This is a genomic window from Oceanibacterium hippocampi (assembly GCF_900172325.1).
Classification (GTDB): Bacteria; Pseudomonadota; Alphaproteobacteria; order Sneathiellales; family Sneathiellaceae; genus Oceanibacterium; species Oceanibacterium hippocampi.
On the sequence record NZ_FWFR01000001.1, the window covers coordinates 1,975,311 to 1,998,221 of the forward strand.

At 67.1% G+C, this 22,911-nt stretch carries 23 protein-coding genes; 14 read left to right on the forward strand and 9 right to left on the reverse strand.

Annotation, left to right across the window (positions count from 1 at the left end; translation table 11 throughout):
* Positions 1–3 precede the first annotated feature (3 nt).
* A complete protein-coding gene (locus tag OCH7691_RS09360; protein ID WP_139839601.1) occupies positions 4–2,412 on the reverse strand; it encodes a penicillin acylase family protein in 2,409 nt (802 codons plus the stop codon).
* Between the two features lie 62 nt (positions 2,413–2,474).
* On the opposite strand from OCH7691_RS09360, the gene OCH7691_RS09365 reads away from it, so the two are divergent.
* The gene (locus tag OCH7691_RS09365; RefSeq protein WP_281251908.1) at positions 2,475–3,407 is read left to right on the forward strand and encodes an NAD(P)-dependent oxidoreductase; all 933 of its coding nucleotides are present in this window, start codon (positions 2,475–2,477) and stop codon (positions 3,405–3,407) included.
* A 127-nt stretch (positions 3,408–3,534) separates the two neighbouring features.
* Complete coding sequence (locus tag OCH7691_RS09370; protein WP_085883112.1) at positions 3,535–4,704, forward strand: type III PLP-dependent enzyme; 1,170 nt, start codon at positions 3,535–3,537, stop codon at positions 4,702–4,704.
* Between the two features lie 30 nt (positions 4,705–4,734).
* On the opposite strand, the gene hemB is transcribed toward OCH7691_RS09370, so the two are convergent.
* The gene (gene hemB / locus OCH7691_RS09375) at positions 4,735–5,787 is read right to left on the reverse strand and encodes a porphobilinogen synthase (RefSeq protein WP_085883113.1); all 1,053 of its coding nucleotides are present in this window, start codon (positions 5,785–5,787) and stop codon (positions 4,735–4,737) included.
* A 173-nt stretch (positions 5,788–5,960) separates the two neighbouring features.
* Here hemB and OCH7691_RS09380 point away from each other — a divergent pair, with 173 nt between their 5' ends.
* The 3 genes from OCH7691_RS09380 to mmsB all read left to right on the forward strand — a co-directional run bounded on the left by OCH7691_RS09380 (position 5,961) and on the right by mmsB (position 9,148).
* A complete protein-coding gene (locus OCH7691_RS09380) occupies positions 5,961–7,112 on the forward strand; it encodes an isobutyryl-CoA dehydrogenase (protein WP_085883114.1) in 1,152 nt (383 codons plus the stop codon).
* A 15-nt stretch (positions 7,113–7,127) separates the two neighbouring features.
* Positions 7,128–8,192 carry an enoyl-CoA hydratase/isomerase family protein gene (locus OCH7691_RS09385; protein WP_085883115.1) on the forward strand — a complete coding sequence of 355 codons (1,065 nt, stop codon included), beginning with the start codon at positions 7,128–7,130 and terminating at the stop codon, positions 8,190–8,192.
* A 68-nt stretch (positions 8,193–8,260) separates the two neighbouring features.
* The gene (gene mmsB / locus OCH7691_RS09390) at positions 8,261–9,148 is read left to right on the forward strand and encodes a 3-hydroxyisobutyrate dehydrogenase (protein ID WP_085883116.1); all 888 of its coding nucleotides are present in this window, start codon (positions 8,261–8,263) and stop codon (positions 9,146–9,148) included.
* Between the two features lie 56 nt (positions 9,149–9,204).
* Here mmsB and OCH7691_RS09395 read toward each other — a convergent pair whose 3' ends face one another.
* On the reverse strand, positions 9,205–9,480 hold the full coding sequence (locus OCH7691_RS09395; RefSeq protein ID WP_245826498.1) for a DUF1330 domain-containing protein: 276 nt from the start codon (positions 9,478–9,480) through the stop codon (positions 9,205–9,207).
* Positions 9,481–9,574: 94 nt separating this feature from the next.
* Here OCH7691_RS09395 and OCH7691_RS09400 point away from each other — a divergent pair, with 94 nt between their 5' ends.
* Positions 9,575–10,369, forward strand: coding sequence for an enoyl-CoA hydratase/isomerase family protein (locus OCH7691_RS09400; protein WP_085883117.1), 795 nt, complete (start codon positions 9,575–9,577; stop codon positions 10,367–10,369).
* A gap of 43 nt (positions 10,370–10,412) precedes the next feature.
* On the opposite strand, the gene OCH7691_RS09405 is transcribed toward OCH7691_RS09400, so the two are convergent.
* The gene (locus tag OCH7691_RS09405) at positions 10,413–11,372 is read right to left on the reverse strand and encodes an AraC family transcriptional regulator (RefSeq protein ID WP_085883118.1); all 960 of its coding nucleotides are present in this window, start codon (positions 11,370–11,372) and stop codon (positions 10,413–10,415) included.
* A gap of 109 nt (positions 11,373–11,481) precedes the next feature.
* Here OCH7691_RS09405 and OCH7691_RS09410 point away from each other — a divergent pair, with 109 nt between their 5' ends.
* On the forward strand, positions 11,482–12,093 hold the full coding sequence (locus OCH7691_RS09410; RefSeq protein WP_085883586.1) for a LysE family translocator: 612 nt from the start codon (positions 11,482–11,484) through the stop codon (positions 12,091–12,093).
* A 10-nt stretch (positions 12,094–12,103) separates the two neighbouring features.
* On the opposite strand, the gene OCH7691_RS09415 is transcribed toward OCH7691_RS09410, so the two are convergent.
* The 4 genes from OCH7691_RS09415 to OCH7691_RS09430 all read right to left on the reverse strand — a co-directional run bounded on the left by OCH7691_RS09415 (position 12,104) and on the right by OCH7691_RS09430 (position 15,864).
* Positions 12,104–13,330, reverse strand: a complete 1,227-nt coding sequence (locus OCH7691_RS09415) for a threonine synthase (RefSeq protein WP_085883119.1) — start codon at positions 13,328–13,330, stop codon at positions 12,104–12,106.
* Positions 13,331–13,390: 60 nt separating this feature from the next.
* A complete protein-coding gene (locus tag OCH7691_RS09420; protein WP_085883120.1) occupies positions 13,391–14,125 on the reverse strand; it encodes a tyrosine-protein phosphatase in 735 nt (244 codons plus the stop codon).
* Positions 14,126–14,165: 40 nt separating this feature from the next.
* A complete protein-coding gene (locus tag OCH7691_RS09425) occupies positions 14,166–15,377 on the reverse strand; it encodes an acyl-CoA dehydrogenase (protein ID WP_085883121.1) in 1,212 nt (403 codons plus the stop codon).
* A 91-nt stretch (positions 15,378–15,468) separates the two neighbouring features.
* Complete coding sequence (locus OCH7691_RS09430) at positions 15,469–15,864, reverse strand: RidA family protein (RefSeq protein ID WP_085883122.1); 396 nt, start codon at positions 15,862–15,864, stop codon at positions 15,469–15,471.
* A gap of 101 nt (positions 15,865–15,965) precedes the next feature.
* Here OCH7691_RS09430 and OCH7691_RS09435 point away from each other — a divergent pair, with 101 nt between their 5' ends.
* The 7 genes from OCH7691_RS09435 (at position 15,966) to OCH7691_RS09465 (ending at position 21,836) form a co-directional block, all read left to right on the forward strand.
* Positions 15,966–16,202 (forward strand): DUF6898 family protein, encoded by a 237-nt coding sequence (locus tag OCH7691_RS09435; RefSeq protein ID WP_085883123.1) that lies wholly within the window; start codon positions 15,966–15,968, stop codon positions 16,200–16,202.
* A gap of 171 nt (positions 16,203–16,373) precedes the next feature.
* Entirely contained in the window at positions 16,374–17,288 is a 915-nt protein-coding gene (locus OCH7691_RS09440; RefSeq protein WP_085883124.1) for an ABC transporter permease subunit, read from the forward strand.
* 3 nt (positions 17,289–17,291) lie between these two features.
* Positions 17,292–18,611 carry a high-affinity branched-chain amino acid ABC transporter permease LivM gene (livM, locus tag OCH7691_RS09445; protein ID WP_085883125.1) on the forward strand — a complete coding sequence of 440 codons (1,320 nt, stop codon included), beginning with the start codon at positions 17,292–17,294 and terminating at the stop codon, positions 18,609–18,611.
* Positions 18,608–19,471 carry an ATP-binding cassette domain-containing protein gene (locus OCH7691_RS09450; RefSeq protein ID WP_085883126.1) on the forward strand — a complete coding sequence of 288 codons (864 nt, stop codon included), beginning with the start codon at positions 18,608–18,610 and terminating at the stop codon, positions 19,469–19,471. Before livM ends, OCH7691_RS09450 begins: the two co-directional genes overlap by 4 nt.
* A gap of 15 nt (positions 19,472–19,486) precedes the next feature.
* The gene (locus OCH7691_RS09455) at positions 19,487–20,197 is read left to right on the forward strand and encodes an ABC transporter ATP-binding protein (RefSeq protein WP_085883127.1); all 711 of its coding nucleotides are present in this window, start codon (positions 19,487–19,489) and stop codon (positions 20,195–20,197) included.
* Between the two features lie 11 nt (positions 20,198–20,208).
* Complete coding sequence (locus tag OCH7691_RS09460; RefSeq protein WP_085883128.1) at positions 20,209–20,565, forward strand: DUF6867 family protein; 357 nt, start codon at positions 20,209–20,211, stop codon at positions 20,563–20,565.
* 164 nt (positions 20,566–20,729) lie between these two features.
* Entirely contained in the window at positions 20,730–21,836 is a 1,107-nt protein-coding gene (locus OCH7691_RS09465; RefSeq protein WP_085883129.1) for a branched-chain amino acid ABC transporter substrate-binding protein, read from the forward strand.
* Positions 21,837–21,991: 155 nt separating this feature from the next.
* Here the strand turns inward: OCH7691_RS09465 and OCH7691_RS09470 are convergent, their stop codons facing one another.
* The gene (locus OCH7691_RS09470) at positions 21,992–22,447 is read right to left on the reverse strand and encodes a Ros/MucR family transcriptional regulator (protein WP_085883130.1); all 456 of its coding nucleotides are present in this window, start codon (positions 22,445–22,447) and stop codon (positions 21,992–21,994) included.
* Positions 22,448–22,911: the final 464 nt, after the last annotated feature.

Here is a 22,911-nt window from a genome sequence, read left to right on the forward strand (position 1 = left end):
TGTTCAGTCCGGCTTCGGGGTCAGGATGAGCCGTCCGAGCGCGCCGGCCTGGTAGTCGGCGGCGCTGGTCGTCATCGCTACATACCCGACTTTCGCCCAGTCCTCCGCCCAATTCTTGTAGAGCGGCGACAGCCGGTTGCCCGACTGGCCGGTCGAATGGATGAAGATCGAACGGTCGAGATCGGCGAGATCGTAGATCGCCCGGTAGGAGGCCGAATGCACGTTCGCGAAGGGCGCCGTCCCGTTGGCGATATCGAAGCGGCCGGCGTCGACGGTGTAGGTCCCGCCCATGGTCGGCACATCGACGTCGAACAGGTCCTTCAGCACCGGCACCTTGCCGAACGGGCGATGCTCGCCATGGGCGTGGTGCGCCGTCCCCCAGTTCCAGGCCGTGCGGTCGCTGCCGTAGCGCGTTTCCAGGTCGGCGATAGCGAGGTCGAGGGCGCGCCGCAGCATGGTCGGGCAATCCTCGACCGCGTCCGTCGTCACGTCGTCGCACCAGGCGCCCTGGCCCTCGCGGTCCAGCAGCACGTTGGTAATGAAGACCGGGCGCTGGCTCCAGGCGTCGGCGAACAGGTCCGGGCCAAGGTCGTCAGAATAGACGAGGCGGGTGAACTCCCGGTACCAGGCGGAGAAGATCAGCGGCTCCACCATGTCGGCCGCCATCGTGCCGTCCCAGGCGCGCAGCTGGGCAAGCGCCAGCGCCGCCTTCTCGTCGCTTCCCTCGATCGTGGTCATCAGCGGCAGCAGGTCGCCGGCCATGGTCGACCGGACGTCCGCCTGCATGGCGCGGAAGCTCTCGACCGAATGCTTCTCGGTCTCGTCGAGCAGGGTGGCGATGCGCCGCGCCCGGTAGGGCGGCGTCCATTCGAAGGTCAGGTGATAGGGATAGTTGTCCGGGACGACCTTCTGGTTGGCGGTGTAGATGACGCCGCTTTCCGGGTTGAAGGCCTGCGGCAGGTCCTCGAACGGGATGTAGCCGTCCCAGTCGTAGCGGTCGTCCCAGCCGGGCGAGGGCATCAGCCCGCGGATGTCGTTCTCGGCCTTGCGCATCGGGATATGCGCCGGCGCGTAGTAGCCGATGTTCCCGTCGACGTCGGCATAGAGGATATTCTGCTGCGGCACCCGGAAACTGCGGAGCGCGCCGACGAAGCTGTCCCAGTCGGTTGCCGTCATCATGGCGAGGCCGCCGTCGGCGGTGGTGTCGTCGTCGTCGAGCGCGGTCCAGGCGAAGGCGAGCCCGGTGTCGGAGGGCAGGTCGGCGCGAACGCTGGCCATCGCGTCGGAAATGATCGGACCGTGGCGGCTGATCCGGACCCGGAAGGAAACCGGGGCCGAATCCTTCACCTTGATGACCTCGTCGCGGAAGGCGAAGGCGGCCGGGCCGTCAGGCGTCAAGTAGGAATCCGGATCGCCGGCCGGGTTGCGTTCGATATACAGGTCCTGGACGTCCGGCCCTGTGTTGGTGAAGCCCCAGGCGATACGGTCGTTGCGGCCGAGCACGACGGCCGGGATGCCGGGCAGGGTGGCGCCGATCGTGTCCAGGCCGGGCGCCTTCAGATGCGCGAGATACCAGAGCGCCGGCGCCGACAACCCGAGGTGTGGATCGTTGGCGAGCAACGGCTTGCCGGTAACGGTGCGCGCGCCCGAGACCGCCCAGTTGTTCGATCCGGCACCGCGTGGCAGGTGCGGCGGGGCGATCCCGGCAAGCCGGGTAAGGCCGCGCCCGGTACTGTCGTAAAGGGCCTTGAGATTGGGCAGGGAGACCGGCGCGTCGCCCGGATAGGGCGGCAGGAACTGGCCGATGGCGGTCGGCGTCAACCGCTCGGTAAGCGCGAAGCGGAGCAACTCGCTCGACCAGTTGGCGGACAGGTCCCAGGCCATCATCTTCAGCCAGACCAGCGAATCGGCCGCTGTCCAGGGCTCCGGATCGACGCCCAGGATGACGAACTCGACCGGCAGCGCGCCGGAGCGGTTTTCCAGGAAGGCGTTCACCCCGGCCGCGTAGGCGTCGAGCCGGGCGCGCGTCTCCGGCTTAAGCCGGGAATAGTTCCGTTCGGCGAAATGGTAGACGCCGAGCGTGCGCAGGAAGCGGTCGGTGCCGACCGTCGCCTCGCCGAGGATCTCGCTAAGTCGCCCGGCGCCGATGCGGCGGTTCATTTCCATCTGCCAGAGCCGGTCCTGGGCATGCACGAAGCCGAGGCCGAAGAGCGCGTCCTCGATGCTCTGCCCCTCGATATGGGGGATGCCGTTGCGGTCGCGGGTGATGGTGATCGGCGCCGACGGGCCGGCGAGCGCGATCTCGCCGTCAAGCTGCGGCAGCGAGGTCCGCAGGTAGTAATAGCCGCCGGCCGCAGCGATACCGATCAGCAGGATCAGCACGGCGAAGCCGCGCAACAGCCATCTCCCCATCGTCTTCCCGTCTCCCCCGAACCTGGCGGGCAATCCTTGCGGCGCTTTGTACGCCGTCGAGCCTGGGCTATAAGGCCGTCAAAGCCAACTCACATCAAGAAGGAAGCGCCGTCATGTCGAAATCCGTCGCCTTCATCGGTCTGGGCGTCATGGGCTATCCCATGGCCGGTCACCTGCAGAAGGCCGGTCATCGTGTCACCGTCTACAACCGGACGGCGCCGAAGGCCGGTAAATGGGTGTCGGAATATGGCGGCGCGCAGGCCGCGACGCCGGCCGGGGCGGCGAAGGGGGCCGACTTCGTGATGGCCTGCGTCGGCAACGACGACGATCTCCGGAGCGTCGTCCTCGGCGACGAGGGCGCCTTCGCCGGGATGTCGAAGGGGGCGATCTTCGTCGACCATACGACCGCGTCCGCCGATGTCGCGCGCGAACTCGGCGCGATCGCGAAAGAGGCCGGCTTCGGCTTCGTCGACGCCCCGGTGTCCGGCGGCCAGGCCGGCGCCGAGAACGGCGTGCTGACCGTCATGTGCGGCGGCGCCCAGGCCGATTTCGACGCCGCCGCGCCGATCATCGACGCCTATGCGCGGGCCTGCAAGCGGCTGGGCGAGGTCGGTTCCGGCCAGCTCACCAAGATGGTCAACCAGATCTGCATCGCCGGCCTCGTCCAGGGGCTGTCCGAGGCGATCAATTTCGGCGAGAAGGCCGGTCTCGACATGGCCGAGGTGATCTCGGTCATCTCCAAGGGCGCGGCGCAGAGCTGGCAGATGGAGAACCGCTACCGGACCATGATCGACGACGAGTTCGAGCATGGCTTCGCGGTCGACTGGATGCGCAAGGATCTCGGCATCTGCCTGGAGGAGGCGAAGCGCCTCGGCACCAGCCTGCCGGTGACCGCGCTGGTCGACCAGTTCTACGGCGAGGTGCAGGGCCTCGGCGGCAACCGCTGGGACACGTCGAGCCTGATCCGGCGGCTGCGCGTCTTCAACGGAAAGTAGCGGAACCGGGGGGCGCGGACGAGCGGCCCGGGCGAATGGCGGGGGATTGTGAATTGTCACTCGACATTCGCTGTGTTCCGCTCGATATGCATCCTTCCATTCCACCTTCACCGCGAATGCGAGACCGATGACGACAACGAAAGCAGCGGGTGCCAGCGGGCCCCGGATATATCCCAATGTCGATGCCGTCGTTACGGCGCTCAGGCCGAGCTACCCGGTCTTCTGCGTTCGCGCGGGCCGGCTGACGGCCCGTGCCCGGACCTTCATCGAAGGCTTCCCCGGCACCGTGCTCTACGCGGTGAAATGCAATCCCCATCCGTTCGTGCTCCGCACGCTCTACAAGGCGGGGATCCACAATTTCGACAGCGCCTCGCTGCCGGAAATCGCCCTCGTCTCGGAGCTGTTCGAGGAACCCGGCCTGTTCTTCCACCACCCGATCAAGAGCCGGGCGGCGATCCAGTCGGCCTATCGCGTCTACGGCGTGCGCCATTACACGATCGACCACTGGAAGGAACTCGAGAAGATCCGCGAGGAAATCCGCCGGGTCGAGGGCATCGACGAGCCGCCGATCATCCATGTCCGGGTGGCGACGCCGCCGTCCGGCGCCTCCTACGAACTGTCGCGCAAATTCGGCGCGACCCGGGAGGACGCGATCAAGCTGCTCGACAAGGTGCACGAATACGGCTTCGAGTGCGGCATCTCCTTCCATGTCGGCTCGCAATGCGTCGATCCGGAAGCCTGGCGGCGCGGCTTCGAGGTCGTCCGCGACGTGCTCGCCGGAACGCAGGCGAAGCCCCGCTGGATCAATTGCGGCGGTGGCTTCCCGGCGCATTATGGCGGCCAGGAGCCGCCGCCGCTCGACGTCTTCCTCGACATCATCAAGGAGGAATGGGCCCGGCTCGACCTCGGCCCCGACGCGCACCTGCTCTGCGAGCCCGGCCGCGGCATGGTTGCCGATTCGGTCTCGCTGCTGGTCCGCGTGATGCTCCGGAAGGGCGACCGGCTCTATCTCAATGACGGCGTCTTCGGCAGCCTGTCGGAGATCCGCGACGCCAACCTGACCCCGCCGGTCCGGCTGATCAAGCGCGACGGCTCGCCGAAGTCCGAGACGATGCAGGAATTCACCTTCTACGGCCCGACCTGCGACAGCCTCGACATGCTGCCGAGCCGCTTCATGCTGCCGGACGACGTGGAGGAGGGCGACTGGATCGACATCGGCCAGATCGGCGCCTATTCGAATGCCGTTTCCTCCGACTTCAACGGCTTCCGCGCGGAAACCTTCGTGCTGGTCGAATAGCGTCCCGGGCTCCGGGGCGGCTGGCTCTCGTCAGCCGCCCTTGAGCACCCGCGCGGCCTCGACCGCGAAATAGCTCAGCACACCGTCGCAGCCGGCGCGCTTGAAGCCGAGCAGGCTTTCCATCATCGCCCGCTCGCCGTCCAGCCAGCCGCGCTCGGCGGCGCCTGCCAGCATCGCGTATTCGCCGGATACCTGGTAGGCGAAGGTCGGCACGCCGAAGCGCTGCTTCACCCGGGTGCAGATGTCCAGGTAGGGCATGCCGGGCTTCACCATCACCATGTCGGCGCCCTCGGCGATGTCGAGCGCGACCTCGCGGAGCGCCTCGTCGCCGTTCGCCGGGTCCATCTGGTAGGTGCGCTTGTCGCCCTTGCCGAGGTTGCCGGTCGAGCCGACCGCGTCGCGGAACGGCCCGTAGAAGGCGGAGGCGTATTTCGCCGCATAGGCCATCAGCGCCACGTCGACATGGCCGGCCTGTTCCAGCGCCGTGCGGATCGCGCCGATCCGGCCGTCCATCATGTCCGACGGCGCGATGATGTCGCAGCCGGCCTCGACCTGGTTGAGCGACTGCTGCACCAGCACCTCGACCGAGGCGTCGTTGACCACATGGCCGTCACGGAGCAGCCCGTCCTGGCCGTGCGAGGTGTAGGGGTCGAGGGCGACGTCGCAGAGCACGCCGATGTCGGGCAGCGCCGCCTTCAGCGCGCGCACGCCGCGGCAGACCAGGTTGTCGGGATTGAGCGCCTCGTCGCCGTCGTCGGTCTTGAGCCGGGGATCGGTTGCCGGGAACAGCGCGATCACCGGGATGCCGAGATCGCGCGCCTCGGTCGCCCGCTCGACCAGGAGGTCGATGGTCAGCCGCTCGACGCCGGGCATCGAGGCGATCGGCTCGGCCTCGTTCGTGCCGTCCTTGATGAAGACCGGCCAGATCAGGTCGCCGGCGGTGAGCGTGTTCTCCGCGACCAGCCGGCGGGTCCAGTCATGGCGGCGGTTGCGGCGCATCCGGGTTGCCGGATAGGCCGGGGCCGGGGCGGCGCGCGCGCCGTCCTTCTTGGTCGACAGGCGGCCGATCGGGAGCTCGTTCATGGCGCTTCGTTCCAGCTTGCGGGGCTGCCGCCCCTCTCTACGTGTCGCGACTTTAAACCACCGCGGGGCGCGGCTGCAAACGACCAGGTGACGCAGCCCCCGTGGGGCCGCGTTGACAGCCGTCAGGGCAGACCGTATCACCGTAATCCGGCCCGGCCCAAGCGAGGAAGAGCATGGACTTTCGGTTGAATGAGGATCAGCGCGCCTTTCGCGACATGGCGCGGAGCTTCGCGACGGAGGAGATGGCGCCGAACGCCGCCCGCTGGGACGAGGAGAAGCTGTTCCCCGAGGACGTGCTGCGCCAGGCGGCGGCGCTCGGTTTCGCCGGGATCTATGTGGCCGAGGATGTCGGCGGCTCGGGCCTCAAGCGGCTCGACGCGGCGCTGATTTTCGAGGAGCTGGCGGCCGGCTGCACCTCGACCGCGGCCTATATCTCGATCCACAACATGGCGGCCTGGATGATCGACCGCTTCGGCACCGACGATCTCCGCAAGCGGCTGCTGCCGAAGCTCTGCTCGATGGAACATTTCGCGAGCTATTGCCTGACCGAGCCCGGCGCCGGCTCGGACGCCGCGGCGCTGACCACGCGGGCGAGGCGCGACGGCGATCATTACGTGCTGAACGGCGCCAAGGCCTTCATCTCGGGCGGCGGCCGGGCCGACGTCTATGTCGTGATGGCGCGGACCGGCGACGACGGCGCCAACGGGATCACCTGCATCGCCGTCGAGAAGGATGCCCCGGGGCTCGGCTTCGGCGCCCAGGAGCGCAAGCTCGGCTGGCATTCGCAACCGACCGCGATGGTCACCTTCGACGATTGCCGGGTGCCGGTGGCGAACCGGGTCGGCGACGAGGGCGAGGGCTTCAGGATCGCCATGATGGGGCTCGATGGCGGCCGGCTGAATATCGGCGCCTGCTCGATCGGCGCCGCCCGCGCCTGCCTCGACGCGGCCATGGCGCACACCGCCGAGCGCAGGCAGTTCGGCCGCCCGATCGGCGATTTCCAGGCGACCCAGTTCACCCTCGCCGACATGCGGACCGAGCTCGAGGCGGCCCGGCTGATGATCCGCCAGGCCGCCCAGCGGCTCGACGACGGCGATCCGGAGGCGACGCTCCACTGCGCCATGGCCAAACGCTTCGCCACCGATGCCGGCTTCACGATCTGCAACCAGGCGCTTCAGCTCCATGGCGGCTACGGCTACCTGATGGACTACCCGATCGAGCGCTACCTGCGCGATGTCCGGGTCCACCAGATCCTCGAAGGCACCAACGAGATCATGCGCGTCGTCATCGCCCGCCGGCTCGCCGCCGGCCAGGGCCGGGACTGAGCGCCGGAGAAACCGATGTCCGACGACGAACTTCTTGTCGAGGCGCGCGGCGGCCTGCGCCTCGTGACCCTCAACCGCCCGGAGGCGCTGAACGCGCTGACGCATGGCATGTGCCTCGAACTCGACCGCCTGCTCGCGGCGTGGGAGAGCGACCCGGCGGTCGGCGCGGTGCTGCTGAAGGGCGCCGGCGAGCGCGCCTTCTGCGCCGGCGGCGACATCCGCAAGCTCTATGACGAGGGTCGTCATGGCGGACGCTATCCCTACGATTTCTACCACGACGAATATCGCCTGAACGCCCGCGTCCATCATTTCCCGAAGCCCTACATCGCGGTCCTCGACGGCATCGTCATGGGTGGCGGGGTCGGGATCTCGATGCCCGGACCGCACCGGATCGTCACCGAGAACACGCTGTTCGCCATGCCGGAATGCGGGATCGGCCTGTTTCCCGATGTCGGCGGCAGCCATTTCCTGCCGCGCCTGCCGGGCAGGGTCGGTCTCTGGCTCGGCCTGACCGGCGCCCGGATCAAGGCGGCCGATTGCATCGCGGCGGGGATCGGCACCTCCCATCTGCCGGCCGCCAAGCTCGGCCACCTGGAAGACGCGCTGGCCGCGCTTTCCTACGAGCCGGGCGCCCCGGACGGGGTCGGGCCGGCGATCGAGGTGCTGTCCGAGCCGCCGGAGATGGTGCCGCTGGCGGCGATCCGGGACGAGATCGATGCCTGCTTCGACGGGCCGGACGTGGAATCCGTGCTCGCCGCCCTGAAGGCCAGCCCGAGCGACTGGGCGGCGAAGGCGGCGGCGGCGATCGAGCGCAATTCGCCGACCAGCCTGAAGGTCGCCTTCCGCCAGTACCACGAGGGCGCGAAACGCGACTTCGAGGCCTGCATGCGGATGGAATGGCGCATGGTCAACCGGATCATCGCCGGCAGGGATTTCTACGAGGGCACCCGCGCCGTCGTCATCGACAAGGACCAGAAGCCGGTCTGGCAGCCACCGGGCCTCGGCGATGTCAGCGACGCCGACGTGGACGCCTATTTCGCGCCACTCGACGGCGGCGATCTCCGCTTCGACTGGGAATGAAGGCGGTCCAGGGTAACAACGGAAGTCACGATCAAAAGCAAGCGGCGAACAGCCGGGGAGGGAACATCATGGCGAAGATCGGATTCATCGGCGTCGGCAACATGGGCGGGCCGATGGCCCGCAACCTGATCAAGGCGGGGCACGAGGTCGTCGCCTTCGATCTGTCCGAGGCGGCGCTGGCCGCGGTCGAGGCGGCCGGCGGCACCCGGGTGGCGAAGGCGGTCGATGCCGCGAAAGGGGTCGGCACGGTCGTCACCATGCTGCCCCAGGGCAAGCATGTCCGGGCCGTCTACCTGGGGGACCAGGGTATCCTCGGGGTCGCCGAGCCGGACACGCTGTTCATCGACTGCTCGACCATCGATGTCGCGACCGCCCGCGAGGTCGTCGCGGAAGCGGTGAAGCAGGGCCATGCCATGGTCGACGCCCCGGTCTCGGGCGGCGTCGGCGGAGCCGAGGCGGCGACGCTCACCTTCATGGTCGGCGGCGAGACGGCGGCCTTCGAGCGGGCCCGGCCCTACCTGGAGCGGATGGGCAAGAAGATCGTCCATGCCGGCGGCGCCGGCAACGGCCAGGTCGCCAAGATCTGCAACAACATGATCCTCGGCATCTCGATGATCGGCGTGTCGGAGGCCTTCGTGCTGGCCGAGAAGCTCGGCCTCGATGCCCAGACCTTCTTCGACATCTCGTCCGCCGCGTCCGGCCAGTGCTGGGCGATGACCTCCTATTGCCCGGTGCCCGGCCCGGTCCCGGCCTCGCCCGCCAACCGGGGCTACCAGCCCGGCTTCTCCGCCGACAACATGCTGAAGGACCTCAGGCTGTCGCAGGAGGCGGCGGCCACGGCGGCGAGCGCCACCCCGCTCGGCGAGGCGGCGGCCAGGCTCTACGAGCAGTATGTCGGCAAGGACGGCGCCGGTACCGACTTCTCCGGCATCGTCAGGATGATCCGGGGGGAGTGAGGGAGGAGGCCGCGCAACGGCTCCCGATGAGGGAGAGGGGCGGTGACGCCCCTCGGTCAGACCCCGTCGACGATGATGAACTGGGCGTCGGCGGCGTTCGCGCGCTTGGCCTTCGCGGCTGAATATTCCGGCGAGTTGTAGCAGCGCCGGGCACTGTCGAGATCCGGGAACTCGACGATCACGACGCGGCGCGTCTCGTTCTCGCCTTCCATCGTCTCCAGGTTGCCGCCACGGGCAATGAACTTGCCGCCATAGGCCGCGATCGCGCCCGGCGAGAGCTTCTTGTATTCCTCGTAGGCGGCCGGATCGGTGACGTTTACTCTGGCGATCATGTACGCGGGCATCGGCATCTCCATATCTGCCCCCTGCGGGGCGGGCTGAACGGTGCTGTTCGTTCACCCGTGAATAGCTTGGGGGAGAGACGTCATGCAATGGGAACATGTCTCAATAGAGCGTGAAGGGCGGCTCGCCATCGTCCGTTTCGACCGTGGCGACGGGCGCAATCCGCTGTCGGGCCAGTTGCTCCGCGAGCTGACCGAGGCGGCGCGGAGCTTCGAGGACGATCTCGGGACGAGCTGCGTCATCCTGAGCGGGGCCGGGCCGAACTTCTCGGTCGGCTTCGACCTCAAGGACCCGATTGCCACCGAGCGCCTGAGCGCCGGGCTCGACCGGCGGCGCCAGCTTTCCGCCTACGGCGCCCGCATGTGCCGGGCCTGGGAGGAGATCCCGGCCTTCACCATCGCCGCCATCGAGGGCTGGTGCATCGGCGGCGGCACGGCGTTGGCCGTGGCGCTCGATTTCCGTGTCGCCGCCCGCGACGCGACCTTCTACGTGCCGGAAATCAGCCGCGGCATGAACATGAGCTGGCAGTCGATCCCGCGCTTCGTCAGCCTGATCGGTCCGGCCCGTGCGAAGCAGCTCGCCATCATGGCCGAGAAGGTGCCGGCCGATGAGGCGCGGCGCTGGGGCCTTGTCGAGGAACTGGCCGAGCCCGGCGCGGCGATGGCGCTGGCGCGGACCTACGCCGCCAAAGTGACCGACAAGCCGCCGGTCCCGGTCCGCATGATCAAGCAGGGCGCGACCCAGGCCGCCAACGCGCTCGGCCACGCGGTGAGCTACATGGACGCCGACCAGTTCGCGCTCGCCCAGACCGGCGCCGACTATCGCGAGGGGGTCGCGTCGTTCCTGGAGAAACGGCCGCCGAACTATACCGGCGACTGACCGGTTGACGCGGCCGGCGTCCGGCGCGGCCGGGTCGCGATGCTCAGCCCGGCGCGCCGCCGCCCCGTTGCGCGCGCCGCCAGGTGCCCGGCCCGACCCCGAAGGCGACCTTGAAGCGGCGGCTGAAGGCAGCCGGCGAGGCATAGCCGGCGCTGCTCGCGATATCGGCCATGTCGAGCGCCGAGGTGGCGAGCAGGGCGCGGGCCCGGGCGAGCCGCCAGCCGGTCAGGTAGCCGATCGGCGGCAGCCCGACCCGTTCGGTGAAATGGGCGGCGAAGCGGGCCCGCGACATCCCGGCGACCCGGGCCAGCGACTGGATCGTCCAGGCGGTTTCCGGTGAGCGGTGGATGGCGGAGAGCGCGCGCGCGAGGCGGGCGTCGCGCAGTGCCGCGACGAACCCGGCGCCGGGCGCGTCGCCGGCCGGGGCGAGGCGCCGCACCGCCTGGATGAAGACGATCTCCAGCAGGCGGGCGAGGATGCCGCCGGTTCCCTGGCCGTCGAGGCCGGCCTCGAGCGTCAGCAGCCTGAGCGTCGCCGCCGCCCAGGGCTCGGACCCCAGGTCGCGGGCGCGGACCACGATCAGCGGCGGCAGGCCGGACAGCGCCGGATGGTCGACCGCCTCGTCGAAGCGGCAGAAGCCGCAGAGCAGCCGCGCCTGGGGCGGACCGTCGCCGTGACGCAGCAGGCCGTCGGCAAGGCAGCCGGCGCCGAGCAGGTCGCCGAGCGCGGCGGCCCCGGCGTCGGGTCCGTCGCCAAGCACCTGCGCCGCGCCATCGGGAACGATCGCCAGATCGCCTTCCGTGAGCAACTCGGGTTCGGCAGCGGCGTCATCCCCGCTGACCCGGATCCGGCAATGTCCGTTCAGCACGAGGTGGAAGCGAATGCGGCGCTGCTCGCGCGGCAGTGCAACCGCGACATCGGGCCCGAGCTCGGCCCGGAAATAGAGCTCGCCCCGCAGGCGGAGGGTCGAGAATACCTCCGACAGGATGTCCTGCTTGTCCATGTCGCTCAGTATTCGAGACGATCTGCACGAAAATCAAGACGTATGCAGGCTGCCTTTGTCGAGGTAGGCTGGCAAGCTCCCGCCGATCTCAATGAACGGGAAGGCCGACATGTCGATCGATACCGCTCTTGCACTGACAGGCTTCGCCTTCGCGATGTCCATCTCGCCGGGGCCGGCGAATTTCCTGCTGCTCGCTTCCGGCGCCAATTTCGGCTACCTGCGCTCGCTGCCGCTCCTGCTCGGCATCAGCCTCGGATTCCTGGCCATGGTCTTCCTGGTCGGCATGGGTCTGGGCGAGCTGCTCAGGCAGTTCCCGGTCGTCAATGACGTGTTGAAGCTGGCCTGCGCGGGCTTCGTGCTCTGGCTTGCCTGGAAGATCGCCAACAGCCGGACGATGGGCGGGGGCGAGGGGCAGGCGATGGCCCGGCCGCTCGGCTTCGTGCAGGCGGCACTGTTCCAGCTCGTCAACCCGAAGGCCTGGGCGGTCGCCCTGATCGTGACGGTCGGCTATACCGACCCGGACGCCTATCTGACGAGCCTGCTCCTGCTGATCCTGTTGTTCGCCGTCGTCAACCTGCCCTCGATCTCGGTCTGGGCGATTTCCGGCGTGGCGCTCCGCCGGCTGCTCGGCGAGGGGCGGCGGATCGTCGTCTTCAATATCGCGATGGCGCTGTTGCTGGTCGCCTCGATGGTCCCGGTCCTGCTCGGCGGCCACGGATAGGCTTCGACCCTCAAAACCGTGTCCAGTCGATGGGGGGCCGGTGGTCGAGCGTTCGGGCGACCGGCGGCATCGGGTACTTGAGCCCGGTCGCGCAGTTGAACAGCACCGCCTCGTCCGCCCTGTCGACCCGGCCATCGGCGAGCGCCGCGGCATAGGCCGCCGCCGTTGCCGCGCCTTCCGGGCAGAGCAGCAGGCCGTCCTCCCGGGCGATGCGGTCGCGCTCGGCGATGATCGCCTCGTCGTCGACGGCGATCGCGAAGCCGCCCGATTCACGGACCGCGCGGAGGATCATGAAATCGCCGACCGCCGCCGGCACGCGGATGCCGGCCGCGACCGTGTGCGCGTCCTGCCAGAGCGGCGCATGTTCCTCGCCGCGCTCGAACGCCCGCACGATGGGCGCGCAGCCGGATGCCTGGACGGCGACCATGCGAGGCCGCTTCGGGCCGATCCAGCCGATCGCCTCCAGCTCCGCGAAGGCCTTCCACATGCCGATCAGCCCGGTGCCGCCGCCGGTCGGATAGAAGATCACGTCAGGGACGCGCCAGCCGAGCTGTTCGGCGAGTTCCAGCCCCATCGTCTTCTTGCCCTCGATCCGGTAGGGCTCTTTCAGGGTCGAGAGGTCGAACCAGCCGGTCGCCTCCTTGCCCTCGCCGACGATCCGGCCGCAATCGTTGATCAGCCCGTCGACGCGCCAGACCGTGGCGCCCTGCAGCTCGATCTCGGAGACATTGACCTCCGGCGTGTCGGCCGGGCAGAAGACCGTCGCCCGGATCCCGGCGCGCGCCGAGTAGGCCGCCATTGCCGCGCCCGCATTGCCGTTGGTCGGCATGGCGAGATGGCCGAGCCCGAGTTCCTTCGCCATCGAGACGGCGAGCGCTAGGCCGCGCGCCTTGAAGGAACCGGTCGGCAGCCGGCCCTCGTCCTTCACCAGCACGTTCGGGGCGAAGCGGGCGGGAAGCGGGATCAGCGGCGTCTCGACCTCGCCGAGGCTGACGACATTCTCCGCCCGGCGCACGGGAAGAAACTCCCGGTAGCGCCAGAAGCCGGTCGGCCGGGCAGCGAGGGCGTCCTTCGTGAGCGCCTTGCCGAGCCCGTCGAGGTCGTAGCGTACGACGAGCGGCCGGCCGGCCTCCGACAGGCCGTGCAACCGGTCCGCCTCGTAGCGGGCGCCGGTCATCGCGCATTCGAGATGGGTGACGAAGGTCGGCGTTTCGCCGGTTTGTTCGTGATTTTTCATCGGGCGAGGATAGCGCGCCCGATTGCAGGCGGGTAGGCGGATGATCGTCCCATCGGGACGTCAGTCCAGATACTTGTCCTGGAGCGCGGCGCGGGCCTTGTCGTCGAGCCCGACATGGGTCGCGAAATAGGCGTCGATGCTGCCGAACCGGCTCTCGATGGCCTCGAAGGCGGTGGCGAGATATTCCTCGTGCGCCGAGTAGATCGCCGCGACAACGCCCGGGTCGCTGTCCGGCAGGATGCGGTGCGAGGGGTCCCAGTAGCGGTTGGTCAGCAGGTAATCCTCGAACACCGTCTCGCGCGGCACGCCGAGCGCGGTCAGCACCATCGCCGCCGCCGTCCCGGCGCGGTCCTTGCCGGCGGTGCAGTGGATGACCAGCTTCTCGCCGGCGGCCAGCCGGTCGAAGATCTGCTTGTAGGCGGGACCGTAGAGCAGCGGATAATGCCGGTAGTTCTCCATCAGGTATTGCCGCGCGAGGTCGGCATGGCTGAGCGCGCTCTCGAAGGAATCGACGAAGCCCGGACCGGGCCGGGCGTCGAGGCCGAGGGCCAGCACCCTGACCCGGTCGTGACCCTGGAAGCGGGACGGCTCCATGTCCCGCTCCTCTCCGTAGCGGAGGTCGCAGGCCGCCGTCACGCCGAGACCGCAGATCGTCTCCATGTCGGCCTCGGTGACCAGGGCCAACGTGTCGGAGCGGAAGATGGAGCGCCATTTGACGGTCCGCCCGTCAGCCGTCCGGTAGCCGCCGAGATCGCGGAAATTCGAGATCCCCTCGAGCGGGATATGACGCTCCATCACGGGCCTGTCCTCAACCACTTGTGTCGACGGGGCGCCTTCAGGCGCCGGTGAAGGCCTGCAGGCCGGTCTGGGCCCGGCCGAGGATCAGGGCATGCACGTCATGCGCGCCCTCGTAGGTGTTGACCGTTTCCAGGTTCACCATGTGACGGATGACATGGAATTCCTCGTGGATGCCGTTGCCGCCGTGCATGTCGCGGGCGAGCCGGGCGACGTCGAGCGCCTTGCCGCAGGAATTGCGCTTGATCAGGCTGATCGTCTCGGGCGAGAGCTTGCCCTCGTCCTTCATCCGCCCGGCGCGCAGGCAGGCCAGCAGGCCGATCGAGATCTCCGTCTGCATGTCGGCAAGCTTCTTCTGGATCAGCTGGTTTGCCGCCAGCGGACGGCCGAACTGCTTGCGGTCGAGGGTGTATTGCCGGGCCGCGTGCCAGCAGAACTCGGCCGCGCCGAGCGCCCCCCAGGCGATCCCGTAGCGGGCGCTGTTGAGGCAGCCGAACGGACCCTTGAGACCGGACACGTTCGGCAGCAGGTTCTCCTCGGGCACGAAGACATTGTCCATGACGATTTCGCCGGTGACCGAGGCGCGCAGCGAGATCTTGCCCTCGATCTTCGGCGCCGACAGGCCCTTCATGCCCTTCTCCAGGACGAAGCCCCGGATCACGCCGTCCTCGGTCTTGGCCCAGACCACGAAGACATCGGCGATCGGCGAATTCGAGATCCACATTTTCGAGCCGTTGACCTGGTAACCGCCGTCGACCTTCTTGGCCCGCGTCTTCATGCCGCCCGGATCGGAGCCGGCGTCGGGCTCGGTCAGGCCGAAGCAGCCGACCCATTCGCCGGTCGCGAGCTTCGGCAGGTATTTCTGGCGCTGGGCCTCGGTGCCGTAGGCGTTGATCGGGTGCATGACCAGGCTCGACTGCACGCTCATCATCGAGCGGTAGCCGGAATCGACCCGCTCGACCTCGCGGGCGACCAACCCGTAGGTGACGTAGTTGGTGCCGGCGCAGCCATAGCCGTCGATGGTGCAGCCGAGCAGGCCGAGCTCGCCCATCTCGTTGAAGATCTCGCGATCGGTGCGCTCCTCGCGGAAGGCCGAGACGACTCGGGGCTGCAGCTTCGACTGGCAGTATTCACGCGCGGTGTCGCGTACGAGGCGCTCGTCCTCGCTCAGCTCCTGGTCTAGAAGGAACGGGTCCTCCCAGTCGAAAACGGCGCGGGGGGAGGTCTCGGTCTTGCTCAGGGGGGCGCTCATGGGGCGATCCTCGCATCAGGAAAAAAGCGGTTGTTGTCTCGGTTCGGGCCGCGTCGTCGTCGGGCGTCGGCGGCGCTGTTGCCGGGCGCGATCAGCGCGGCGGCACGACGGCTGTACTCTCGATCTCGACGCGGGCGCGGTCCTCGATCAGGGCGACCACCTGGACGACGCTCATGACCGGGAAATTGCGGCCCATGACCTCGCGCCAGACGGTTCCGATGGTGGGTATGTTGTCGACATATTCGCGCTTGTCGGTAACATACCACGTCATGCGGGCGATGTGTTCCGGTCCGGCCTCGGCCTCCGCCAGGATCGCGATCGTGTTCTCGAGCGCCTGCCGGACCTGGTCGACGATATTGTCGCTGACGAACACGCCGTCCGCGTTCCAGCCGATCTGGCCGGCGACGAAGACCGTACGCCCCTCGGCGACGATGCCGTTGGCATAACCCTTTGGCCGGGGCCAGCCCGGAGGATTGAGAATCTGCATAGGGACCGTCCCTCTTCGTACCCGTCATCAGCCGGCGTCCTTGTTAGCCGCTTCCGGTGCGCCCTGCAACATCGCGGGGCGAACGCGCGGGAGCCGGGTCGATGACCGGCGGGGCCGGCGACGACGGCTATATCGTCGAGTTCTATCGCCTGGGCGGGGCCGTCAAGGTCACGGCTTTCGACCCGGAAACGCTGACCGAGGTGTCGATCGTCGGCGATCCGAAGGCGGGCGAGGCGGCGCTCGGCCGGGCCGCCGTCGCGAAACTGGAATATGTCCTTCGCAAGGCACGCGGCAATGGTGGTACGCCGCCGCCGGCCGGACCCGGAATACTGGTATAATTCAGCGCCTTGGGGCGCCCCATTGAAATTACGCTCGATTGGTGGCCAAATAGCGACGCGCTCGCCTGACAGGGAGGGCACGGGAGGGAATGCAGCAATGCACGAGGTCAACGTGCCGCATTCCGCGAACGACCGGTTATCGACGAACAGAAGAAGCAAAAGCGCACCCCTATGGCCTATTTTCTGCAGCAGCTCATCAACGGCGTCACGCTGGGCTCGGTCTACGGACTGATCGCGATTGGTTACACGATGGTCTACGGGATCATCGGGATGATCAATTTCGCCCACGGCGAGATCTACATGATCGGCGCCTTCATCTCGCTGATCACCTTCCTGATCCTCGGCATCGTCGGCATCACTTTCGTGCCCCTGGCATTGCTGATCGTCCTGATCGTGGCGATGCTGTTCACCTCGATGTACGGCTGGACGCTGGAACGGCTCGCCTACCGGCCGCTCCGCGGGGCGCCCCGCCTGGCGCCGCTGATCTCGGCGATCGGCATGTCGATCTTCCTGCAGAACTACGTGCAGATCCTGCAGGGCGCCCGGGTCAAGCCGATGCAGCCGCTGATCCAGGGCGGGATCGAGCTGATGGAGACCGACGGCTTCATCGTCAATCTCTCCTACATGCAGATCATCATCATCCTGCTCACCTTCGTCCTGATGGTCGCCTTCTCGACGCTGATCTCCAAAACCGCGCTCGGACGCGCCCAGCGGGCCTGCGAACAGGACCGCGGCATGGCGGCGATGATCGGGGTGAACGTGGACCGGACGATCGCGCTGACCTTCGTCATGGGCGCCGCGCTGGCCGCCGTCGCCGGCCTGATGGTGACGCTCTACTGGGGCGTGATCGATTTCTTCATCGGCTTCCTCGCCGGCCTCAAGGCCTTCACCGCCGCGGTGCTCGGCGGTATCGGCTCGCTGCCGGGGGCAATGCTCGGCGGACTGGCGATCGGCCTCATCGAAGCCTTCTGGTCCGGTTATTTCACGGTCGAATACAAGGATGTCGCCACCTTCGGCATCCTGGTCATGGTGCTGATCTTCCTGCCGCACGGATTGCTCGGCAAACCCGAAATCGAGAAGGTCTGAGCGATGACCGAGCAAACCGTACCCGCGCCGAAGGGAATCGACATCCCCGCGGCGTTGAAGGAAGCTGCCCTGGCGGCATTCGTGGCCTTCGTCCTCGCCCTGCCGATGGCCGGCCTGAAGACCCAGGAGACGCTGGACGGCCTGACCATCGACGTCCGCCCCTACTACATCATCGTCCCGGTCGTGCTGGTCTTCTTCGGCCGCCTGTTCCTGGTCTACTGGCGCAGCCGGCCGCGCAAGGTGGGCGAGTCGGCGGAAACGCCGATGGACCGGCTGGCCCGGCTGATCGCGGTCAATTCCCGCTTCATCATGCCGGTGATCGTGCTTCTCGCGATCGCGCTGCCGATGATGCCGTTTGCCAACCGCTATATCGTCGACATCGGCACCACGGTGCTGATCTACGTGATGCTCGGCTGGGGCCTCAATATCGTGGTCGGGCTGGCCGGCCTGCTCGACCTGGGCTATGTCGCCTTCTACGCGGTCGGGGCCTATTCCTACGCGTTGCTGGCGACGCAGTTCGACTGGTCCTTCTGGGTCTGCCTGCCGCTCGCCGGCGTGTTCTCGGCGACCGCCGGCGTCCTGCTCGGTTTCCCGGTGCTGCGCCTGCGCGGCGACTACCTGGCGATCGTGACGCTCGGTTTCGGCGAGATCATCCGCCTGATCCTGCTCAACTGGTACCACGTCACAGGCGGCCCGGACGGGATCTCGCGGATTCCGCGGCCGAGCTTCTTCGGGCTCGATTTCGCGCGCAAGGGCGAGGGCGGGGCGGAGACGTTCCACGAATTCTTCTCGATCGCCTACAACAGCGAGCACCGGGTCTTCTTCCTCTATTACCTGATCCTGGCGCTGGCGCTGGTCACCAACATCTTCACCGAACGCATCCGCAAGCTGCCGGTCGGCCGCGCCTGGGAGGCGCTGCGCGAGGACGAGATCGCCTGCCGCTCGCTCGGCATCAACCCGACCAATACCAAGCTCACCGCGTTCGGCCTGGGCGCGATGTTCGGCGGCTTCGCCGGCTCTTTCTTCGCCACGCGCCAGGGCTTCATCAGCCCGGAGAGCTTCACCTTCATCGAATCGGCAATCATCCTCGCGATCGTCGTGCTGGGTGGCATGGGCAGCCAGATCGGCGTGGTTTTCGCCGCCCTGCTGCTGATCGTCCTGCCAGAGATGGGGCGTGAACTCGAACAGTTCCGCATGCTCGCCTTTGGCGGCGCGATGGTGATCATCATGGTATGGCGTCCGCGCGGCCTGCTCGCCTATCGATTGCCGACCATGTTCCTGCACGAGAGAGGGTCGCAAACGGCGAAGGAGGAACCGCGATGACCAGCGACGGCGTCCTCCTCCAAGTCGAGAAGATGACCATGCGCTTCGGCGGCCTGGTCGCCATCGACGATCTCTCCTTCGATGCGCGCGACAAGCAGATCACGGCGATCATCGGGCCGAACGGGGCCGGCAAGACGACTGTGTTCAACTGCCTGACCGGGTTCTACAAGCCGACCGTCGGGCGCCTCGCGCTGAGGCACCCGGGCGGGACCTTCCTGCTCGAGCAGATGGAGGGCTTCCGCATCGCCGCCCGGGCCAAGGTGGCGCGGACCTTCCAGAACATCCGGCTGTTCGAGCGCATGACGGTCCTGGAAAACCTGATCGTCGCCCAGCACAACGCGCTGATGCATGCCTCGGCCTGGTCAGTGGCCGGACTGTTCGGCCTGCCGCGCTACCGCCACGCCGAGCACGAGGCGATCGAGCGCGCCAAGTACTGGCTCGACCGGGTTCGCCTGACCGATCGCGCCGACTGGGAGGCGGGCAACCTGCCTTACGGCGCCCAGCGGCGGCTCGAGATCGCGCGCTGCATGTGCACCGGCCCGCGGCTGCTCTGCCTCGACGAGCCGGCCGCCGGCCTCAACCCGCGGGAATCGGCGGAGCTGAACGAGCTGCTGCTCGACATCCGCGAGAGCCAGGGAATCGGTCTCCTGCTGATCGAGCATGACATGAACGTCGTGATGGGGATCTCCGACCACATCATCGTGCTCGATTACGGCCGCAAGATCGCCGACGGCAACCCCGAGGCGATCCGCAATGACCCGGCCGTGATCAAGGCCTATCTCGGCGAGGACGAGGAGGATGAGTTGCCCCCCGAAGTCGCCGCCGATCTTGCCGCGGACGCGGCCCGTCCGGAAGTCTGAGGCAGGAGCGCGATCATGCTGAGTATCCAGGGCGTGCATACGTTCTACGGTCAGATCGAGGCGCTGAAAGGCGTCGATCTGGAAGTCAACCAGGGCGAGATCGTCACCCTGATCGGGGCCAACGGGGCCGGCAAGTCGACGCTCCTCATGACCATCTGCGGCAGCCCGCGGGCGTCCGCCGGGCGGGTCGTGCTGGAGGGCCAGGACATCACCCGGATGCCGACGCACGAGATCATCAGGCTCGGCGTCGCGCAATCGCCCGAGGGGCGGCGGATCTTCCCCCGCATGACGGTGATGGAAAACCTGCAGATGGGTGCGACGACCACCGATCCCTCCTATTTCGACGACGACCTGAAACGGGTCTTTGACCTGTTTCCCCGGCTGAACGAGCGCCGGAACCAGCGCGGCGGCACGCTGTCGGGGGGCGAACAGCAGATGCTCGCGATCGGCAGGGCGCTGATGAGCCGGCCCCGGCTGCTCCTGCTCGACGAACCGTCGCTCGGCCTGGCGCCGCTGATCGTGAAGCAGATCTTCACGGTCATCCGGGAGATCAACGAGAACGACGGCGTGACCGTGTTCCTGGTCGAACAGAACGCCTATCACGCGCTGCGTCTTGCCCACCGCGGCTACGTGATGGCGACCGGCAACGTGGTCATGCAGGGTTCCGGGCGGGAGCTGCTCGACAACCCGGAGATCCGCGCCGCCTATCTCGAAGGCGGCCACTAGGAGAAACGGCGATGGAAGACATTCTTGGAACATCGGTCGCCGTCTGGGTCGGCCTCACGCTCTTTCTCTTCGGCGGCGCCGCCTACATGTCCGGCCGGGCGCTTGCGGTGACCTGGCGGCCGTTCTGGCAGGCGGTGCCCTACATGCTGATGCTCGGCCTGGCGCGCCAGTTCCTGTCCTTCGCGCTGTTCCAGGGGCCGCTGCTGCACCTGGTGAGCTACGTGATCTCGACCGCGGTACTGTTCGTGATCTGCTATCTCAGCTTCACCTTCAACCGGAACGAGATGATGGCCCGGCAGTACCCCTGGCTTTACGAGCGGTCGGGACTGATCGGCCTGCGCGCCAAGAACCACGGCGAGGCCGGTTGAAGTGCCCATTGCAGCCACGCCTGTCCGTCGTTAAAGTCGTTGTATCCGAAGCGGTTATCCGCTTCGTCCAAAGTCGGGCGGAGGTCCGATGGGCCATCCGACCCGTTCTGTGACAACCTGGATGTCAGGGTCGCAGCTTAGGTAATGATCTCAGGGAGCAAGAAATGACCAACCTCAAGTACGTACTGCTTGGCGCGGCGTCCGCGTTCGCGCTGAGTGCGACGGCGGCACAGGCCGATATCGTGATCGCGACCGCCGGCCCGATGACCGGCCAGTACGCGTCGTTCGGCCAGCAGATGAAGGCCGGCGCGGAACAGGCAGTCAAGGACATCAACGCCGCCGGCGGCGTGCTCGGCGAGAAGCTGGTGCTGGAAGTCGGTGACGACGCCTGCGACCCGAAGCAGGCCGTGGCCGTTGCCAACCAGATGGTCAACAAGGGCGTGGTCTTCATGGCCGGGCATTTCTGCTCCGGCTCGTCGATCCCTGCCTCGGCGGTCTATGACGAGGAAGGTATCGTCCAGATCTCGCCGGCCTCGACCAATCCGAAGCTCACCGACGAAGGTGGCCCCGGCGTCTTCCGCACCTGCGGCCGTGACGACCAGCAGGGCATCGTCGCCGGCGACTTCATCGCCGACAGCTTCGGCGACAAGAAGGTCGCGGTGCTGCACGACAAGACCGCCTACGGCAAGGGCCTTGCCGACGAGACCAAGGCGCGGCTCGAGGCGCGCAACCATGCGCCGGCGATGTACGAAGCCTACACCGCGGGTGACAAGGACTATTCGGCGCTCGTCTCCAAGATGAAGTCCGAGGACATCGGCGTCATCTACATCGGCGGTTACCACACCGAGGCCGGTCTGATCCTGCGCCAGGCGCGTGAGCAGGGCCTCAACGCCACGCTGATCTCCGGCGACGCGCTGGTCACCCAGGAATACTGGCAGATCACCGGCGACGCCGGCGAGGGCACCCTGATGACCTTCAGCCCGGATCCGCGCAAGAACGCCGCGGCGTCCAAGGTCGTCGAGGAGTTCCGCAGCAACAAGATCGAGCCGGAGGGCTATGTCCTCTACACCTACGGCGCGATCCAGGCCTGGGCCCAGGCCGTGACGAAGGCCGGCTCTACCGACTTCGACGCGGTCGTCAAGTCGCTGCATGCCAACCAGTTCGAGACCGTGCTGGGCAACATCGGCTTCGACGAGAAGGGTGACGTGACGGCGCCGGGTTATGTCGTCTACGAATGGAAGAAGGGCAACTACGATTACTATGTGAAGTAATCACCGCCACTTCTTGACGCGATCAGGGCCCGGCGCAAGCCGGGCCCTTTTTCGTGCCCGCGATCGACGCCCGCGCGGTCAGCGGCTGCGCAAACGAAAACCGCCGGGCGCGAGGATCGCGTCCGGCGGTCGTTCTCGAACCGATGGGCCCGCGGCTATTCGCGTTTCTTGCGCGGCCGGCGGGCCGGGGCCTTCGGCTTCTTCAGGCCGAGGCCGATCTTCTTGGCAAAGTCCGAACGCTGTTTGGCATAGTTCGGCGCGACCATGGGATAGTCCGGCGGGAGGTTCCACTTGGCGCGGTATTCCTCGGGCGACAGATTGAAGTTGGAGCGCAGGTAGCGCTTCAGCATCTTCAGTTTCTTGCCGTCCTCGAGACAGATGATGTAATCGTCCGTGACCGAGCGCCGCACCGAAATCGCCGGCTTCTGCTGGACGTCGACCGGTTGAGCGCCTCCGGAATGCGCTTCCTCCAGCGAACTGTGAACGATCTTGATGACCTCGGGCAGTTCGGCACTGCCGAGTTCGTTGTTCTTGACGTAGGCGGCGACTATTTGCGCCGTCATGCGCAGCAATTCTTCGCTTGAAAGCGAATCTTCTTTGATGTCGGTCATCCCCAGCTTTCCGGAAGATTATCGTTGCTGTTTATATTGAGGTGCCCATAAAAGGCATTGTTTTATAAAGTTGTCAAATCGAAATCTGTCGTATTTGGACAAAATTACCTGAACTCAAGCAGAGTCCGGGATGATCAGGTGAGCAATCCTGTTCAATCTCGTCCTCGTCTCACCCTCGACAACGTAATCGATTGCAGTTGCATTGAAAGTTCACTTCTAAATTGACGCGATTAATTGTGCGCTAAACAAAGTTCGCACGGCTGAGGTGTGGGCTCCGGCCGCGGCGCGGCAGGAATTGTGGGGTCGTTCCGCCTTCGAACCAGATGTGGTAAGTTCGCCGCCGCTGATTCCGCGCGGTCGCCTGCGCGATGGACATTGACGAAAGCGTCACGGGCCGTCACTTTGCCGTTTTTCGGCGTTCCGGGACAAGATCCCGCCGGCTGGCCGGCGACGGGGACGACGAC